The 16,279-nt window shown below is 60.0% G+C and carries 16 protein-coding genes and 1 pseudogene; 7 read left to right on the top strand and 10 right to left on the bottom strand.

The window, feature by feature from the left end; translation table 11 throughout:
- Nucleotides 1–24: 24 nt before the first annotated feature.
- The 3 genes from B7Y49_RS12230 to B7Y49_RS12220 form a co-directional block, all read right to left on the bottom strand.
- Nucleotides 25–1,872, bottom strand: coding sequence for an NAD(P)/FAD-dependent oxidoreductase (locus B7Y49_RS12230; protein WP_374127877.1), 1,848 nt, complete (start codon nucleotides 1,870–1,872; stop codon nucleotides 25–27).
- A 213-nt stretch (nucleotides 1,873–2,085) separates the two neighbouring features.
- On the bottom strand, nucleotides 2,086–3,150 hold the full coding sequence (locus B7Y49_RS12225; RefSeq protein ID WP_374127876.1) for an alpha/beta fold hydrolase: 1,065 nt from the start codon (nucleotides 3,148–3,150) through the stop codon (nucleotides 2,086–2,088).
- 45 nt (nucleotides 3,151–3,195) lie between these two features.
- Nucleotides 3,196–3,591 (bottom strand): hypothetical protein, encoded by a 396-nt coding sequence (locus tag B7Y49_RS12220; RefSeq protein ID WP_374127875.1) that lies wholly within the window; start codon nucleotides 3,589–3,591, stop codon nucleotides 3,196–3,198.
- Between the two features lie 262 nt (nucleotides 3,592–3,853).
- Between B7Y49_RS12220 and B7Y49_RS12215 the strand changes: the two genes are divergently transcribed.
- From B7Y49_RS12215 to B7Y49_RS12205, 3 genes are read left to right on the top strand one after another with little or no spacing between them, the layout of a single operon-like run.
- A complete protein-coding gene (locus tag B7Y49_RS12215) occupies nucleotides 3,854–4,276 on the top strand; it encodes an EF-hand domain-containing protein (protein WP_374127874.1) in 423 nt (140 codons plus the stop codon).
- Nucleotides 4,277–4,316: 40 nt separating this feature from the next.
- Nucleotides 4,317–5,105, top strand: a complete 789-nt coding sequence (locus B7Y49_RS12210; protein WP_374127873.1) for an SDR family NAD(P)-dependent oxidoreductase — start codon at nucleotides 4,317–4,319, stop codon at nucleotides 5,103–5,105.
- A 32-nt stretch (nucleotides 5,106–5,137) separates the two neighbouring features.
- Nucleotides 5,138–5,536, top strand: a complete 399-nt coding sequence (locus tag B7Y49_RS12205; RefSeq protein ID WP_374127872.1) for a hypothetical protein — start codon at nucleotides 5,138–5,140, stop codon at nucleotides 5,534–5,536.
- Between the two features lie 129 nt (nucleotides 5,537–5,665).
- Here the strand turns inward: B7Y49_RS12205 and B7Y49_RS12200 are convergent, their stop codons facing one another.
- The 6 genes and pseudogenes from B7Y49_RS12200 to B7Y49_RS12175 form a co-directional block, all read right to left on the bottom strand.
- The gene (locus B7Y49_RS12200; protein ID WP_374127871.1) at nucleotides 5,666–5,938 is read right to left on the bottom strand and encodes a hypothetical protein; all 273 of its coding nucleotides are present in this window, start codon (nucleotides 5,936–5,938) and stop codon (nucleotides 5,666–5,668) included.
- A gap of 74 nt (nucleotides 5,939–6,012) precedes the next feature.
- Nucleotides 6,013–7,089 carry an MBL fold metallo-hydrolase gene (locus B7Y49_RS12195; protein ID WP_374127870.1) on the bottom strand — a complete coding sequence of 359 codons (1,077 nt, stop codon included), beginning with the start codon at nucleotides 7,087–7,089 and terminating at the stop codon, nucleotides 6,013–6,015.
- A 132-nt stretch (nucleotides 7,090–7,221) separates the two neighbouring features.
- Entirely contained in the window at nucleotides 7,222–9,051 is a 1,830-nt protein-coding gene (locus tag B7Y49_RS12190; protein WP_374127869.1) for an arylsulfatase, read from the bottom strand.
- A 287-nt stretch (nucleotides 9,052–9,338) separates the two neighbouring features.
- Nucleotides 9,339–10,061: pseudogene (locus B7Y49_RS12185) on the bottom strand (IS6 family transposase).
- Between the two features lie 72 nt (nucleotides 10,062–10,133).
- Nucleotides 10,134–11,651 carry an NAD(P)/FAD-dependent oxidoreductase gene (locus B7Y49_RS12180; protein WP_374127868.1) on the bottom strand — a complete coding sequence of 506 codons (1,518 nt, stop codon included), beginning with the start codon at nucleotides 11,649–11,651 and terminating at the stop codon, nucleotides 10,134–10,136.
- On the bottom strand, nucleotides 11,641–12,459 hold the full coding sequence (locus B7Y49_RS12175; RefSeq protein WP_374127867.1) for an SDR family oxidoreductase: 819 nt from the start codon (nucleotides 12,457–12,459) through the stop codon (nucleotides 11,641–11,643). The genes B7Y49_RS12180 and B7Y49_RS12175 overlap by 11 nt, the downstream gene beginning before the upstream one ends.
- Nucleotides 12,460–12,696: 237 nt before the next feature.
- Here B7Y49_RS12175 and B7Y49_RS12170 point away from each other — a divergent pair, with 237 nt between their 5' ends.
- From B7Y49_RS12170 to B7Y49_RS12155, 4 genes are all read left to right on the top strand, one after another.
- Nucleotides 12,697–13,272, top strand: coding sequence for a DUF1214 domain-containing protein (locus tag B7Y49_RS12170; RefSeq protein WP_374127866.1), 576 nt, complete (start codon nucleotides 12,697–12,699; stop codon nucleotides 13,270–13,272).
- Nucleotides 13,269–13,823, top strand: coding sequence for a DUF1254 domain-containing protein (locus B7Y49_RS12165; RefSeq protein ID WP_374127865.1), 555 nt, complete (start codon nucleotides 13,269–13,271; stop codon nucleotides 13,821–13,823). Before B7Y49_RS12170 ends, B7Y49_RS12165 begins: the two co-directional genes overlap by 4 nt.
- 103 nt (nucleotides 13,824–13,926) lie before the next feature.
- Nucleotides 13,927–14,220: an SCP2 sterol-binding domain-containing protein gene (locus B7Y49_RS12160; RefSeq protein ID WP_374127864.1), complete on the top strand. Its 294-nt coding sequence runs from the start codon at nucleotides 13,927–13,929 to the stop codon at nucleotides 14,218–14,220.
- Nucleotides 14,217–15,194, top strand: a complete 978-nt coding sequence (locus tag B7Y49_RS12155; RefSeq protein WP_374127863.1) for an alpha/beta fold hydrolase — start codon at nucleotides 14,217–14,219, stop codon at nucleotides 15,192–15,194. The genes B7Y49_RS12160 and B7Y49_RS12155 overlap by 4 nt, the downstream gene beginning before the upstream one ends.
- On the opposite strand, the gene B7Y49_RS12150 is transcribed toward B7Y49_RS12155, so the two are convergent.
- Nucleotides 15,137–15,841 carry a TetR/AcrR family transcriptional regulator gene (locus B7Y49_RS12150; protein ID WP_374127862.1) on the bottom strand — a complete coding sequence of 235 codons (705 nt, stop codon included), beginning with the start codon at nucleotides 15,839–15,841 and terminating at the stop codon, nucleotides 15,137–15,139. The genes B7Y49_RS12155 and B7Y49_RS12150 overlap by 58 nt on opposite strands.
- Nucleotides 15,842–16,279: the final 438 nt, after the last annotated feature.

The following is a 16,279-nucleotide window of genomic DNA, read 5'->3' as shown; positions in this document are numbered from 1 at the left end:
ACGGCAGTCAGCCCTGACTGATCGTCACTTACTGAAGACAAGACCAGAATAAGTGCCAGATCGACGCCATGCGTCGATATGACCGAAATACCCCTCTGCACCGCCCGGATGACCCTGTGACTGCCGGAATTCCTTGCTCCAGCCTTGGCCTTCATTGTTCCAGAAACCGGGCGTGCAGTCGGCCGACGCCATCAGCGATCCGCCTCCGGTCAGGATGAGATCGACCCATTTGGACACTGCCTCTTCGGTCGGCTCGACCTCGGCATAGTCTTCTCGCTCGGCATGGGCGATCACCTGCGCCACGGTCGCGGCGTGATCGACGATATTGTGCGGGATGTTGCTCACCATATTGGCGGCCTGATTCATCTGCACCATGAATGCGTTGGGAAAACCGGGAACGTGCAAGCCGTGCAGGGTCCGCAGCCCGTCAGCCCAGTATTCCGACAAGAGTTCGCCATTCCGGCCTTTGATGTCGAAACCGGTTTTCATTTGAAAATTGGCCCCGAACTCGAACCCCGATGCGTAGACGATGCAATCGACCTCGTAGTGCTTGCCGCCCACCATCAGCCCGGTTTCGGTAATGCGCTCGACCCCCTTGCCGTCGGTGTCGACCAGCGTGGTGTTGGGCAAATTGAAGGCATCGAGATATTCGTCGCTGAAGCACGGGCGCTTGCAGAGCTGCGAATACCAAGCCTTCAGATGCGCCGCAGTTTCCGGGTCTTTCACGACCGAATCGACTCGGGCGCGGATTTCCTCCGTCTTTTCGATGTCCGCGTCCTCGATCGCTGCGTGGACTTTGTCCGGACTCACCTGCCGCAGAGGACGCCCCAACGCACCCGCGACGCGCGTCGCCAGCTTGGCTGCCCACATTGGTCGGCCATCCAGAACCTTTTCCCGGATGCGGCGCGATATTGCAGTCCAGCCATCGTCAATCAGGTCCTCCGACGGGAGGCCACGCCCCATATTGTCGACGAAATTGTCCATCCAGCGCTTCTGCCAGCCCGCCTTGGCAATCCTGCCGAACCAGTCCGGATCGATCGGGTGGTTGCCGCGCACATCGACCGATGACGGGGTGCGCTGGAAAACGAACAGGTGGCCTGTGGTCTTTGCCATCTGGGGGATGCACTGGACCCCGGTGGCGCCGGTGCCGATCACGGCAACGCGCTTGTCCTTTAGCTTGTCCATCGGCGCACCAAGGGCATCGCCGCCGGTATAGTCATAATCCCACCGGCTGGTGTGGAACTGCTTGCCTTTGAAATTCTCGATCCCCGGAATCCCCGGCAGCTTGGCAACGTGCAGCGGGCCGGTTCCCATGCCCAGATATTTGGCAGTGAAATCATCGCCGCGATTGGTGGTGATGCGCCACACCCTTGCATCTTCCTGCCACTCGACCGAATCGATTTCGGTGTGGAACAAGGCCTTGTCGTAAAGGCCATAGTGCTTCGCGATCCGTTCGCAATGGGCGAGGATTTCGGGGCCGCGCACATATTTCTCGGACGGCATGTAGCCGGTTTCCTCGAGCAGCGGCAGGTAGATCATCGCCGCCGTATCGCAGCGCACGCCGGGATAGCGGTTCCAGTACCAGGTACCGCCGACCCCGCCGGCCTTGTCGATCAGCCGGACGCTCTCGATCCCCGCCTCTTTAAGGCGTGCACCGGTGACCAGTCCGGACATCCCGGCGCCAATAAAGGCAAAGGTAACATGATCGGTCACCGGATCGCGCGGGACGAAGGGCGTATGCGGATCGGCCGCCATATCCTGGAACTTGCCCGAGAGCCGCTGATACTGCTCATTGCCCTCGGGCCGCAGGCGCTTGGCGCGTTCGGCGGCATATTTCTGCTTGATCGACTCCCTGTCGAGAACGGTCGTCATTGCTGTAGGCCTCTCGCTTGCGGATCGCGACGAATGGCACCCGCCAGCGTGCTTGCGTGTGAGCCGCGCTGAATTGGGTGATCGCGATCTAATGTCATACATTAAATAGTCACAAAGCCGGCCGGGGGCAAGTCCCTAATGCTCGGCCTTCTTCGCACCGGAATACATTCGCCAAGGAAACCGTTACGCCCGGTAACCTTGCACGCTGGTGCGCTAATCGTTGGCTGCGACGCTTTCCTGCGGCTCGCCTTGGCGGACCGCGCCCAGCACTCGCAGCACCGCTTCGGCGATGACTTCGGGAACTTCTTCCTGAAGGAAATGCCCGGCCGACGTCTCGGTCACCCGTGCTTGCGGAAAGTTCTCGAGCATCGCAGGTACAGCATTGCCGAGGATCGGATCGTTGATGCCCCAAACGATCTCGACCGGGACATCGAGCGAGCGCACATAGGGAACGAGCTCCCGCATCACCGGGGTGCTTGGATGATCGGGCCCATCGGGCACCATTCGCATCATTGCCAGCGGTGCCTTGTGATTGCCGCTTTCGCGCACCGGGCGTGCATAGAGGTCCTTGACCGCTTGCGGCATCGAGGCGGGATCGTGCTGCGGACGATGCAGGCCCCTGAAGATGGCATTGCGGACATTCCCCAGGTATTCGCCGACAATCGGGGTCTTCATCAGGTTATGGATCTTGGACAGGCTGGTCTTGACCTCGGTCACGCGGATCGCGGTGTTCATGATGACGATGCCCTTGACCAATCCGGGCGATAGCGCCAGCGCACCAACGCCGACAGGCCCGCCCCAATCCTGCCCGACATAGATTAGTTGCTCGAGCCGGAGTTGCCGCAGCGCCGCGTTGATCCAGCGATTGTGGTTGGCCGCTGTATGCATGCTGACCGGCACCTTCGACGAAAAGCCAAGCCCGACGAGGGTCGGCATGATCACGCGCACCCTGTCGAGCGGCAGGTGTTCGGCCACTTTGCGATAGAGAAAGCCCGAAGTCGGATTGCCGTGCTGCATAAAGATCGGATAGCCTTCACCGACTTCAAGAACGTGCACCTTGATCCCGGGCTCAACCTCGATCAGGTAGCTCTTGTGGGCATCGGTCACGAATTCTTGTGCATAGTCGGGAAGCGGGAAGCCCTCAAAAGTGCCCGAGGCAGTGCTGACCCGGCCTGACCCCTGAGGGGTCACCGTTGCCCCGTCCCGGGTGATCGCGAACGCGCCCGCTGCCGCTGCTGCGCCCAGCGCACCGATTCCGATCAGGATTGCCTCAACCATGTCTTACTCCCCTTCAATTGTCGCGATTCTGCGCCGCCCGCGCGCTTACCGGCTGGTGTGGGGCGTTTGCCGCGCTGCTAGGTAGAGCAGGCCTGTAAACGCCAGTTCCGGTAGGAGGCGCTCGGGATGAACCGGCGCCCCATGAAAGAGTGTCGCGGCAATCCGTCCCAGTGCGAAGAACCCAAACAGCATCATCGCCGAGTAAAACCAGCTGCGTTCCTTGCGAATGAGACCGAGAGCCAAGCAGAGCGCGATCGTGAGCGCCCAACTGACCGAATGTCCGACAAACGAGCTTAGCCCAAGCCCGGTATTTGGAAACGCGTACCCGAAAAACGTTGCTGCCCGATCAGGGTTGGTCATCGACCTGATTCCCAGGAACCCGAACAGAATGCACAGCAACAACGGCGGCACGCGAACCGCCAAGCTCAGAACTTTCGCCATCAAATTTCCAGCTTTCTACACCCGACGCCAAGTCGAAACTCACAATTAATATGTGACATTACGCCGCGTCGGGCAATGGCAAAAATCCCAAAAAACGCGCAATCCGTCGGGCAAAGACCGCGCATCCCGAGCCAGCGCTCCCTGCTGAATGAACGCGCGCACCGCAATCACGTCTTGCTGTCGTAATATATTACATTAATAAGAGGCATCGGCCGTCACTTTCGCGCAACGGCGGCTTTGGCGAAACCAATGGAGCACGACCATGATCAAGCATCCCACCCGCATCTTTGCCGCAGCCGCCTTGGCGTGTGTTTGTTTCCCGGCTACGGCCCAGCAGCGACCCTCGGCGGAGCAACTCGAAAGGCTTCGCGACATTCTCACCAATGCCGATGTCAACGGCGACGGCAAGGTCACCCGCAGGGAATATGACGCGCATCGCGCCGACATTTTCGCCAGGCTCGATCGCAACGGAAACGGCGTGGTAAGCGAGGAAGACGCACCGCGGATACGAATTGCCAGGCGCAAATTTACTGCGAAGCTGGAGCAGGTTCTGGCGATGGCCGACAAGAACGGCGACGGACGGCTGACGCGCGCCGAATGGGACAAGCCCGAACGCGATATCTTCGCGTTGGTCGACCAAGATGAGGACGGCATCATCGCCCTGTCCGACCTGCCAATGCGCTGATCAATCGTTGTGTCCTGCCCGGCCTATCAAAGAATATGCGATGACCAAGACAATACTCATCACCGGTGCCGGGACGGGCATAGGTAAGGATACCGCCAAACGGCTCTTGGCGCGAGGTCACACCGTTTACGTTACGACATACTCGGAGTCCGAGGTCTCCGCGTTGCAGCTTGAGCTGGGATCCTCGGCGCGTGTGTTCAAGTTGGACATCACGAAAGCCGAGGATCGGTCGAAGATCGCTAGCCTGGAACTCGATGTCCTCATCAACAACGCCGCACAAAACCTATCCGGATCGCTGGCAGACGTTAAGATTGACCGGGTGCGGCGCCTGTTCGAGGTTAATCTGTTCTCCTCACTGGAACTGACGCAAATCGCCATCCGCAGCATGATCGCGCGCGGCGGCGGGACGGTCATTTTCATGAGCTCGATCGTGGGTCGCATCCCCGAGCCGTTCGTGATGCCCTATTCGATGACCAAATTCGCCATCTCAGCCGCAGCTGCTGGCCTGCGCGAAGAAATGAAGGCCCTTGGCAAAGGCATCCACGTTTCAGTCGTCGAACCTGGTCCGTACAATACCGGCTTCAACCAGCAACTGTTGAATAGCCAGTTCGAGGCGATCGAGGAGGAGGGATCGATCTTCTCACAAGCGCAAATCGAGGCTCGCCGAAAAGCGAGCCACAGAAGATTGCAGTTTCTGGAGGTCGGGTCGACCGACACGATCGTGCGCAAGATCGTCAGCGCGGCGGAAGCCCGCAAGCCCCGGCTACGGTACGTGGCGCCGTGGACCTTTGCAGTTCTGGTCCGGCTGCTGCGCATTGCCGGTATCTGAAGCATCAAGACCCTGATGGGAGCGGATGAGTAATGCGCAAAGTCTGGAAAATCGGGGTAAGCCTACCCGCGATGGTTTTCATTTTGGTGGGGCTTGGTTGGCTATTCGTGCCGGGTCTGGTGTCGGCACGGATGCGAATGCCGCTGCTGGAGGGCAATGGACTGAGCACCCAAATCGGCGATCTTGCCGCCTTATTCCTGACCATGGGAGGAGCAATACTGATCGCACTTCGCACCAGTCGGTCGGTTTGGCTTTATCCCCCGATCATGATGCTGCTGTTCGCTGCAACCGGCCGCGTGATCGCATGGTTGGCCCATGGAGCAGGTTTGGCGCTCGACATGATCCTGGTCGAGGTGGTCGTTGCCGGCACGTTGTTCGCGCTGGCGCGTCAGATGGGCGCCGATGAGGCTAAACCCCGGGTCGCGTCCTGAGGACGTCAAGTCAGTATCTGAGCTGCGGTAGGTCGCATCCTTTGGGAGTTCCCGCCGCAGTGAGCGTCTGCGCGGCGGATGATGGGACGCGTCGGATCAGCTGCCAACGCGTCCCGATTGCTTCAGCACTTATTTGTAGCGTGCATCCAGCTGCGCCTTAAGCTGAGCGAAGGTCACGTAACCGTCCTTGTCGCTGTCGATCGTCGCGAAATTGGCGACAACACGCGACATTCCGCCGTCCTTGGCTTCCTGCAAACTGAGCTTGCCATCGCCATTCTTGTCGGATGCCTTAAACTTCGACGTCAGCTGCGATAAGGCCATGTCATACATCTGGGCATTTGCTGCGGGAGCCAAGGCTAACGTTGCCGCCAGGACGGCGGCGATGCGATACATCATCTTCATCTTTCATTCCTTCATTGGGGGTGGGAGGTAAGGGGCGGGGGGAGCCCATTGGCAAAGGCGGGACCGCCGGTGCCTTACATCAACCGGGTCCGGTTGATCGTCTTGCTGCCGGCGGGCAGCGAGAACATCATGCCGTCCTCGCCAACCACGATCGGGCCGGAAAAGCGGCTTTTGGCATCGCCGAGAAAGGCGGCGTAGAGCCATCGGCTCGGCAAGGGCGGGACAAGATGGCTAAGGACCAGTATCCCAACAGCGGCGGCCTGCGCGCTTTCGGCCGCTTCCTGGGGTGTGGTGTGGTAATCCTGAATGTCGTGCATGATCTTCGCCGCGCCCGCCTGGCCATTCGCCGCCGCGGCCGCTTCCATTTTCTGCACCAAGGCGGGATTCAGCGCCTCGTGAACGAGAATGTCGACGCCCTTGCAGACGGCTTCCAGATTGGGCGATTTCTTGGTGTCACCACTTATGCACAGCGACCGTCCCTTATAGTCGAAGCGATAGCCGACCGAGGGCTTGATCGGATCATGGTTGACCGTGAAGGCGGTGATCTTGAGGCCGTCACGCTGCAACACGATCGTCGCCGAACCGGCCATTTCGAACGGGCGAGCAATGGCACCCGCGCCACTCGGCGGGACCACCTGTGGCCCGTGGTGCGCAATGCGATAGGTATTGTCGGTCGCATAGGCAGCATTGAAACCAGCGACGATCGCTTCGACACCCTTCGGGCCATAAACCGGCAGCGGCGCGGTGCTGGATCCGCGGGTCCAGTGGAAGAGCATTAGGGGGCCGAAGCCGTCGATATGGTCGGAATGGAAATGGGTCAGCAGCAGCCCGTCGGCCTTGCCGGGGCTGATGCCCATCACATTCAGCGTCTCGCCGCCGCCTTCGCCGATATCGACGACGTACATCTGTTTGCCGGCGATCACGACGTTGCACGGCCCCGCGCGATCGAGGTTGGGCATGGGCGAGCCTGTGCCGCACAATCCGACATGCAGACCGTCATCCCGCTTCGCGACATTGTCGACGACCATGCGCTGCGCCGTGCCGCGGTCGAACAGCCACGTGCCGAGGCGCGCCTGCAATGCGTAGGCTGCCAACGCCCCGATGAGGACAAGGACGACTGCGACCAATCCAAAACGCTTAAACCAGACCACAATCAGGCTCCTTTCATCCGGGCGCTACGCCAACCTTCCTCCGCTTGTAGCACGGCAAACTAATACCATGCATTAACGAGCGATCAAGGACGATAGAAAATCTCGCAGGTCACAGGTCCACGAACGGGCGCTCTAGCCCGGAACTCCGGGCAGCGGCGATCTTCCGGCGGATCGGCCGAAAAGCTGGCGCAGCACCCTGTAAAGGCCCCAGATCAAAACTCCGGCAAGCACCATACCCCCCGTCATCACACCATAAAGCCATGGATAGTTTGCGAGCATCTGACGGATGTTGTTCGTTACAGTCTGCTGCGCGGAATCATAATCGTCAGGCATCGCTAGCACGCCCATGCGCGCGGCATAGGCGTCATATTCCGCCACCATTTCGGTCAGGAGCTCGGGGCGTGCGATGGCGAGATTGGTGGATTCCCCTGGATCACTTGCCACATCGAACAGCCGCCAGCGGCCATCGCCAAGGGGCAGCACGCTGCGGGTGATCTTGAAATCGCCCTTGTAAAGCGCGGTGTTGCCCGAAACCTCGATAACCCGCACTTCGTCCTTGGCATAGGCGCTCTTGGCCTTCCCGGTCAGGACCGGAACGAGGCTGCGCCCGGTAATCGGGCGAACGCCTCGTTCGGTACCGCCGATCGGCGCGCCGATCCATTCGAGCAGCGTCGGGGCGATGTCGGTCATCATGGCGGGCGCGTCGATGCGTGCGGCCGCGACGCCCGGACCGGCGATGACCAGTGGCACGCGCACGCCGCCTTCGGTGGCGTAGAATTTGAACCAGGCGCCCGGAGTTGCCGTCGCCGCCGCCCATTCGGGGCCGATGAAGCCCCAACTGCCGCGCCCGCCCATGCCGTCGAGCCCGACATGATATCCCACCACGCGGTGCCACGCCCTGAGCAAGTGATTGTCGTCGCCGCGTGATGGCTCGGGACCGTTGTCGGACGCGAAGATGAAGATTGTGTTGTCGTACTGCCCGTTGGCCTTGAGGTGCGCGATGAGGCGACCGACATGGTGGTCCATCGCCTCGAGCATTGCGGCATGTACCTCCATCCGTGCGGCATAGACCGCGCGGTCCGCGACGCTTAGGTCGGTCCAGTGGCGATAGCCTGGCGGCAGGTCCGCCATTGCCGCATCCGGCGGCACCAGCCCCAGCGCCTTGGCCCGCTGTTGCCGCTCGCGCCGCAGGACATCCCAGCCGGCAGCATAGCGGCCCTTGTATTTGGCAATCAGATCGGCCGGTGCCTGCACCGGAATATGAATCGCCTGAAACGGCAGATAGGCAAAGAACGGTTTCGATTGGTCGGTCTGGTTAAGATAGGCGATCATCTTGTCGACGATGAACTTCGACGAATAGAAGTCGTCGGGTAGCTCGGCCTCTACCCCGTTCTCGTACCAGGGCGCGTCCTTGTAATAGGGAATGTAGGGCCGCTTTTCCCAATTGTCCGCCCCAGATGCTGCCAACGCGAAGGAACGGTCGAAACCATGAGCCTGCGGCATCGCGTCAGCCTTTTCCCCGAGGTGCCATTTGCCGACCATTAGCGTGCGATAACCGAGACCCCGCAGGCGATCCGCCAGCGTGCGCACGCCCGGCTCCAGCGCCATTGAATAGCCCTTCTTGCCGCGCTGCTCGCTTGGCAGCACTTCGGGGATCGTCGCAAAGCCGGTGAGGTGGTTGTCCATGCCCGTCAGCAGCATGGCGCGCGACGGCGAGCACAGCGGCGACGCGCGGAACTGGGTGAACATCGCGCCGCGTGCGGCGAGCGCGTCGATATTCGGCGTGTGCGCTTCCCCGCCATAGGCGCCGAAATCCATCAGGCTGGCATCATCGGCTAGGATCACAACGATGTTTGGGCGCGGCGCGGCTGTTTCAGCAGCTTTGGTCTCTGCTGCGTCTCCGTCCATCACCGACACGAGTGCAAGCAAGGCGATCGCGAATGTGATCCAAGCTTTCTGCATTGCTCCCCCGCGCGTCCAAACAGGATTGGTCAACCGCGCCGATTTCATCGTGCGCGCTGACTCGTTGACCGATCTAATGGCATGCATTAGGCTGGTCAACGAGCTAGCGCGATGAGATGCGCTGCCATGAGTTTGATCCGGCCAACAGGCCACGCTAAATGACCTCTCAGCTAGGATCGGCCTGCGTTTTCCGATCTCCGAGTGGTGGCTCGGTTTTTGCGGGGGGTGCTGTCAGTCTTTTGCGAACTCGTCTCTCGACGATGCGAATCGGGCTTTGAGTGCGACGCTTAGCTGGCAAGCGATTGCCACTCGGCCAGTGCGGCTGAGCGTCGTTCTTTGAAGGTCTGGCGATCGACGATGTGGCGTTCATTGTTGAAGTGATTATGGACGTTGGCGTGGACCGAGGCGAATTTTTGCAGCGTCTTCATTCGCCTGAACCGGAGCATCGCGCGCTCCCTTCGTCGGAAGGGAAGGTGACTGTTTTCGGCCCTGTTGTTGTCCCATCGGCCCATCTCGCGACGATTGAGATTTCCCAATTCGCGCATCGCGGCAGGGTAAGATTTGAGCCCGTCAGTAACGATGACCTCGGCCTGGCCGTGCCGCTTCAGCGCCTTCTTCATGAAGGCGAGTGTCGCTGATTAATCGCGCTTTTTGGTTACATAGCTCTCGAGGATTTCGCCTTCGTGATCGACTGCGCGCCAGAGGTACACCATCTCGCCATTGAGCTTCACGTACATTTCATCCAAGTGCCATTTCCAATGGCGGAAGCCCCGCATGCGCGATACCCGCTGGCGCCTGATGTCACCAGCAAACATTGGCCCAAACCTGTTCCACCACATCCGTACCGTCTCGTGGCAGATGTCGATACCGCGCTCGAACAGCAGGTCCTCAACGTTCCGCAAACTGAGTGGAAAGCGGACGTACATCATGACTACCAGACTGATCACCTCGGGCGACGAGTTGAAACAGCGAAAAGGGGAAGCGGGCTTTGCTCTGGATTTGCGGCTCATCGCCGCCCGCTAGCACCTACCTCGTTGGTCTGACAGAGCCAGCGCAGACGGTCGCGGTGGATAGCGCAGCGATCAAGCCGCCTGGTCAAACTTCGCCGAGGCCGGCGCGGGGTTGGCAAACACCATCTCGTCGTCCAGCGGTCCGTGACGAAGCACGCGCGCGTCCTTGAAGAAATTCTGGTGCAGCTTCCATGGCGCGCGCGTCCCGCTCTTGGGCATAAGGTCCGCCGAGCGCTGGATATAGCCCGACGAGAAATTGACCATAGGCTGGGCCTCTACCGGATCCTCGCCAATTTCGGGCGTGGCGATCTTGAGCTCGTTCGCGTCCATGTATTTGATCAACCGGCACATATACTCCGATGTAAGATCGGCTTTCAATGTCCAGCCGGCATTGGTATAGCCGAACCACATCGCGAAGTTTGGCACATCATTGAACATGATGCCCTTGTAGAGCAGCTGGTCGCCGGGATTGATGGGCTTGCCATCCACCGTCAAGACCATTCCCGAGAGCACTTTGATCTTCAAGCCTGTTGCCGAGACGATGATGTCGGCCTTCAGTTCTTGGCCGGATTCGAGGAGGACGCCGTCCTCCGTGAAGGTCTTTATCCGGTCGGTGACAACATCCGCGCGCCCTTCGCGGATGGTGCGGAACATGTCGCCATCGGTGACCGCACAAAGCCGTTCGTCCCAGGGATTGTATGGCGGCGTGAAGTGTTTGGCGACGTCGAAGCCTTCGGGCAGCTCGTCCTTCACCATGTCAATCAGCCGTTTGCGCAGCCCGTCAGGACGTGTTCGGGAGATGTGATAGACGAACATTTGGTAGAGAATGTTCTTGTAGCGGGTGATCGTATAGGCCCATTTCGCGGGTAGGAACGATTGCAGTCCCAGCGCAATCTTGTCCGAAGATGGTTGTGATGCAATGTAGGTCGGTGTGCGCTGAAGCATCGTTACCTTCTCGGCACCTCCAGCCGCAAGCGAAGGAATGAGCGTAACTGCCGTCGCGCCGCTCCCGATCACTACGATGTGGTCACCCCGATAGTCTAGATCTTCGGGCCATTGTTGCGGATGAATAAACAGCCCCTGGTAGCGCTCGCGGCCCGGAAAGTCGGGGGTGTAGCCTTCGTCATAGTCATAATAGCCGGTGCAGCTGAAAAGCATCCTACATGTGATCGAGAACAGGGTCTTGTCGGAGCCGATCGTCCCCGTCACGGTCCACAGCGCCGTTTCGCTCGACCACGACGCGGCGGCGATGCTCATGCCATGCCGGATGTCCCGACGGATGCCATATTGATCAACCGTTTCGCGCAGATAGGCCATGATGTCATCCGCGCCGGCAATCGCCTTGCGCTTGGTCCAGGGTTTGAAGCTGAAGCCCAACGTGTACATGTCGGAGTCTGAGCGCACGCCGGGATAGCGAAAGAGGTCCCAGGTGCCGCCGATCTCGGGGCGGCGCTCAGCGATCAGGAAGGACGTGCCTGGGCAATGCTTGCGCAGATGCACAGCGGCACTGATGCCGGAAAGACCCGCCCCGATAATCAGGACGTCGATATGGGCAGGGGGTCGCTGGGTTGGCTTAAGATCAGATTTCATCAATGAATCCGTTCATTTTCGACCAATAAGTGGCCGGGAAGAGCCGCTGGATCAGATCACCCATGCGCGCGTCCCCCCCGATGAGAAGGCGCGGCTGGCGCGACTCGATTGCGACGATGATTTGGCGCGCCGCCGTCTGAGCCGACGTCTTCAATAATTTGGCGGCGCGGGCTTTCTGCGCGACTGCGTCCTGGGGCGTCACTGCAGCGGAAACTCGGGCATCGCGCGCGATGGCGGTGTTGACCCCGCCGGGATGTACGATGGTCAGTCCGATGCTGGACCCTTCGAGCTCATGGCGAAGTGCTTCGGAAAATCCGCGCACCGCAAACTTACTGGCGGCATAACCCGCCTGCGATGGCGGCGCGAACAGACCGAACACGCTCGAAATGTTGCAGATATATGCCTGCGGCTGCTGCTTCAGAACTGGCATGAACGCATGCGTCATTCGCACCATTGAATTGAAGTTCACGTCCATGATCCAGTCGAACTCGTCGAGAGTCAGCTGATCGAAATTGCCGAACAGGGTAACGCCGGCGCCGTTGACGAGAACAGTTGTGCGACCATGGGCTGCGAGAACCTGCTCCGGCAATGCGGCCACCGCTGCCCGATCGGTGACGTCGATAACGTGGCCGGTCACTTCGACACCTGCGGCCCGTGCACGATCGACGGTCACGGCAAGCGCATCACCGTTCTTGTCAATCAATGCGAGTCGAGCGCCTTTGGCCGCCAGCTGATCGGCCATTGCCGCACCAATTCCGCTCGCCGCGCCAGTCAGCACAACGACCGCGTCGTTCAGCCCCAATTTCATGGCGATCCTTCCTCCCGTTTGAACGTCAGGACCCCTGCAGAGAGACCGTCCAACGAAAAGCGTTGCACCTACATCCAGACCAATATAAGATTAATTACTCTATTCGGTTGAGTCAAGGCCAACGCGGCGGCTGGTAAACAAGCGAGATACAGTACGAGGTGATTCAAGCGAGCCTTGCTCAAGCTGCGGAGCGTGATCGCAGCAAGCGGTGGACACAGCTAAGGGAGATCAAAATCTATGGGATGGAAGATTTGCGTCCTTGCCGCCGTCGTCGGCATTGCCGCTGGAGTCGGCTCTGCGCTGCTTGCGACACAGGGCGGCATGGACGGCGGCATTCGCGCCGGCGCCTGGTCGACGAACGTCACTGTTGGTGCCGCTTCGGCGGATCCCTGGACGCGGGCAACGGTCGCGAGGGCGGGCTTGCTTGCCCTTTCGGCCGATCAGGCAGTTTACTTTAACCGCTCGGCCGACAGCGAAGGGCGCCCCCTTGACGCGCGTTGCACCTATCGGCTGTCGGGCGGCCCCCAACCTGCCGCGTGGTGGTCGGTGACGCTCTATGCCGAGGACCAGTATCTGGCGCGCAATACTGACAGCGCGTCGTCCATTGACGCGACGCTTGCCGGCAATGGCGCGTGGACCGCGCTGGTCGGCCCCGATCGTCCGCCAAGCGGAATGTGGATTTCCACCCGCGCAAGTAAGCGCCCGGTACTGATGCTGCGCCTTTACAGCCCACGGAGCATTGCCGCCGATGTCCTGGCAAAGATCAAGGGTCCTGACGTCGTGCGCTTCAGTTGTCCGGGGGAAGAAGCATGAGTCGCTGGACAGGGCCTCTCGCCACGGCGATAGTTCTTACGGCGGTCGTTCATGTCGCAACCGTCATCGCCATCCCAAGTGCGATCATGCGCGTGGTTTTGCGGGGTGCAGCCGAGAAGACGGGCGGCCCCAACCATTTCCTTCATTCGCCGCGTACAACGCCTCAGAGTCAAACCGTCGTGCGCCCTTCGCCGGATCTCGCCTATTCGGCCTGCTCGATCAACGTGTCGGGGGGGGCGGTCAACGTCGTGGTCAATCGCGCGGTCGCGCCCGCCGTGGTGGCGCTTTACGGCGAGAACACCGATACCATCTGGAGTGCGGGCAGCCTTTTGACCGCAGCTGGAGAAACGCGCGACAAGTCGCCGCTGCGTCTATTGATTGCGGGCGCGCAGGCCCCCGTCACAGCCACTGGCCCGACGGTCGTTCGTATTTCCTCGCGCAGGGCACTGCTGCTCGTTCGCAGGCTAGCACCCACGGCAGGCGCATTTGCCGCGATTGACGCTGAACGTCAGAAGGATGTGTGCATGACCACCGCGCCGAAAGTTGGCTAGATGGAGATAACCCGACTTTATTTGCTCGAACAAAATAGACTAAATATTCTAACATTGTACCACACGGTTGTACAGATCGTAGATAATTTGCAGGGAGTTTGATGTGCTGGACGAGGTCACAAGCCGGATGGGCGCTGCAGTTGCAAAGGCCAACTTCCCCCATAAGGTGAAGTTCGATTTTGGTACCGATGGCAAGGTTTTTATCGATGGTCCAGCCAAGACAGTGACGAACGAGGATAGCGAGGCCATAACGACGACATCCGTCGGCATCGACGATTTCGTGAAGATGGCGCAAGGGAAGTTGAGTGCGCCCTTCGCGTTCATGTCAGGGAAACTGAAGGTCGCAGGCGACATGGGGGTCGCGATGCAGATTGGTCCGTTGTTGGACAACGCATGAGTGAAGCGCTGCCTTTCGAGAGCCGCAGCATTGCGTGTGCGGAAGGTCAGATCGCAGTCCGATGCTATGGCGACGCCTCGGACCCGCCACTGCTTCTGATCCACGGTCTCGCCCTTACTATTGAGGATTGGTCGCCGTCATTCATCACCGCACTCGTGGCTGCGGGTCGCAGGGTCTTAGCCATCGACAACCGCGACGTCGGCCAGTCGTCGCGCTGGGCGGATCATCCTGCCCCGGGACCGCTGCTTGCCTGGATCATGGCACGCCTGCCGATACCGCGCTGGCTTAAGCCAGCCATTCCCTATGCGATCGCCGATATGGCGCAGGATGCGATCGCTGTGCTCGACGCGCTCGAGATCCGCGACTGCGACATCCTCGGGGTGTCAATGGGCGGCATGATCGCGCAGCGCATGGCGCTGTTGGTGCCCGATCGGATCCGTACTCTTTCACTGATCATGACGTCCTCGAATGGCCCCAGATTGCCATTGCCGGACGCCGCAGTGCGCAAATTGATGGCGAAACCCCCTCGCACGCGGGACCTGGACGCGCTTGAGGCCTATATGCAGCGAGTCCGACAGCTGATCGCGGCGCCTCGTGACGATGCCGATAAGGTTGATCTTTCGCAACGCGTCACGCGTGCCACCAGTTATGGCTATCCACCGCAAGAGGGGTCAAAGCGGCAGCTTGCCGCCATCGTCTCCGACGCACGGCGCTGGCGGCAGTTGGGGTCAATCGAGACATCGGCCCTGGTCATTCACGGCGATTTCGATCCGCTGTTGCCGTTAGCGCACGGTCGCGATCTTGCACGACGACTGGGCAATGCCCGCTTGCTCGTTATTCCCGAAATGGCCCATGAACTTTTGCCGTCCAACCAGGCGGCAGTGCTTGCAGAGCTACTTACGCACTTTGAGGCAGATCAAGCGCGGCGTACGATGGCGTCCAGCGCTGTCCGGCTCTTGTCGGTCGCCACATAGGGTAGGTAAAGATTGAACATCAGCGCATAAGCGCGGCGCACATCGTCCTTAGTAATCGATTCGGTTGCGGCATCGTTGCGCGCATAGTCGAACACGCCTTGAACGATAATCCAAGTGATCGCCGCGATCGAGCGGATGTGCTCGCGGCCGAGATCAGCGACGAGCCACCCCTTAGTGACGCTCACCGAAATCCGGTCTTCAACATGCGCTAAGAATTCCCGGTGGAACACATGTGCAACCGTCGCGAAGCGCCGGTCGAGGCGCCCGACGGTCGCGCGGTCTTCGAACACAAAGCGGTAACGCCACATGATGTCGACACCGTTGCCCATCAACCAGCCCAGCAGTTCGGCGAGGTCCAGTTTCGAGGCGCTTTCGAAATGCAGCCGCAGCTCGCCAAGCAGGTTCTGAAGCAGCGCCCAGACGATGTCTTCCTTGTTCCTGAAATGATAATAGAGATTGCCGGGGCTGATACCGACTTCGGCAGAAATATGATTGGTCGAGACCGGGCCAACACCCTGATCGTTGAAGAGACGTAGCGCAGCATCGAGAATTTGCTGTCGGTTGCTGCCATAGCTGCGTCGCGCCCGCCTTTCCTTGGACGGTGGCAGGTCCTTTGCAGCGAGTGTTATTGGTGCCTTTGCCGCCACGATCGCGTGCCTTCCTTGCGTCCTGAAATTGAGATTAGCCGCGATAATGGCACGTCTAGATATTCAATGCAGTATGATCAACTGCCCCGTTCAGCCAGCATAAAGGAAAACCAGACTCGTGTTATTGCTCTAATTATGCGATGCGCCGTTTGGCTTAACGAACCGGGAGGAGATCGATGAACATTCGCCAGATTTTACCTGTTTTGGCTCTCGTGGCGGCGCCCCTACCGGCATTTGCAGCCGCGCCGATCGAAGGCACGTGGATGTTGGGCGAAAGTGACAATGCCAGCAAGATTCGGATCGCGCCGTGCGGCGCTGCAAAATGGTGTGGCACTGTTATCTTGACGTGCTCCCCTGAAACTCCGCCAGTCTGAGCTAGAGTCCTTCATGAAGGAGGACGACGATGAAGCGCAGCAGATTTACCGAGGAGCAGATCAT

Origin of the sequence: Sphingomonas sp. 28-62-11 (assembly GCF_002278865.1) — a bacterium.
Classification (GTDB): domain Bacteria; phylum Pseudomonadota; class Alphaproteobacteria; order Sphingomonadales; family Sphingomonadaceae; genus Sphingomonas.
Note: the sequence above shows the minus strand (reverse complement) of the source record. Positions and strands in the feature narration are given on the sequence as shown.

Excerpts from the sequence above, each read along its gene's own strand:
- B7Y49_RS12210 (WP_374127873.1), top strand. The coding sequence starts at position 4,317 with ATGACCAAGACAATACTCATCACCGGTGCCGGGACGGGCATAGGTAAG.
- B7Y49_RS12200 (WP_374127871.1), bottom strand. The coding sequence starts at position 5,938 with ATGAAGATGATGTATCGCATCGCCGCCGTCCTGGCGGCAACGTTAGCC.
- B7Y49_RS12155 (WP_374127863.1), top strand. The coding sequence starts at position 14,217 with ATGAGTGAAGCGCTGCCTTTCGAGAGCCGCAGCATTGCGTGTGCGGAA.
- B7Y49_RS12215 (WP_374127874.1), top strand. The coding sequence starts at position 3,854 with ATGATCAAGCATCCCACCCGCATCTTTGCCGCAGCCGCCTTGGCGTGT.
- B7Y49_RS12175 (WP_374127867.1), bottom strand. The coding sequence starts at position 12,459 with ATGAAATTGGGGCTGAACGACGCGGTCGTTGTGCTGACTGGCGCGGCG.
- B7Y49_RS12205 (WP_374127872.1), top strand. The coding sequence starts at position 5,138 with ATGCGCAAAGTCTGGAAAATCGGGGTAAGCCTACCCGCGATGGTTTTC.
- B7Y49_RS12170 (WP_374127866.1), top strand. The coding sequence starts at position 12,697 with ATGGGATGGAAGATTTGCGTCCTTGCCGCCGTCGTCGGCATTGCCGCT.
- B7Y49_RS12190 (WP_374127869.1), bottom strand. The coding sequence starts at position 9,051 with ATGCAGAAAGCTTGGATCACATTCGCGATCGCCTTGCTTGCACTCGTG.
- B7Y49_RS12165 (WP_374127865.1), top strand. The coding sequence starts at position 13,269 with ATGAGTCGCTGGACAGGGCCTCTCGCCACGGCGATAGTTCTTACGGCG.
- B7Y49_RS12180 (WP_374127868.1), bottom strand. The coding sequence starts at position 11,651 with ATGAAATCTGATCTTAAGCCAACCCAGCGACCCCCTGCCCATATCGAC.
- B7Y49_RS12230 (WP_374127877.1), bottom strand. The coding sequence starts at position 1,872 with ATGACGACCGTTCTCGACAGGGAGTCGATCAAGCAGAAATATGCCGCC.
- B7Y49_RS12220 (WP_374127875.1), bottom strand. The coding sequence starts at position 3,591 with ATGGCGAAAGTTCTGAGCTTGGCGGTTCGCGTGCCGCCGTTGTTGCTG.
- B7Y49_RS12225 (WP_374127876.1), bottom strand. The coding sequence starts at position 3,150 with ATGGTTGAGGCAATCCTGATCGGAATCGGTGCGCTGGGCGCAGCAGCG.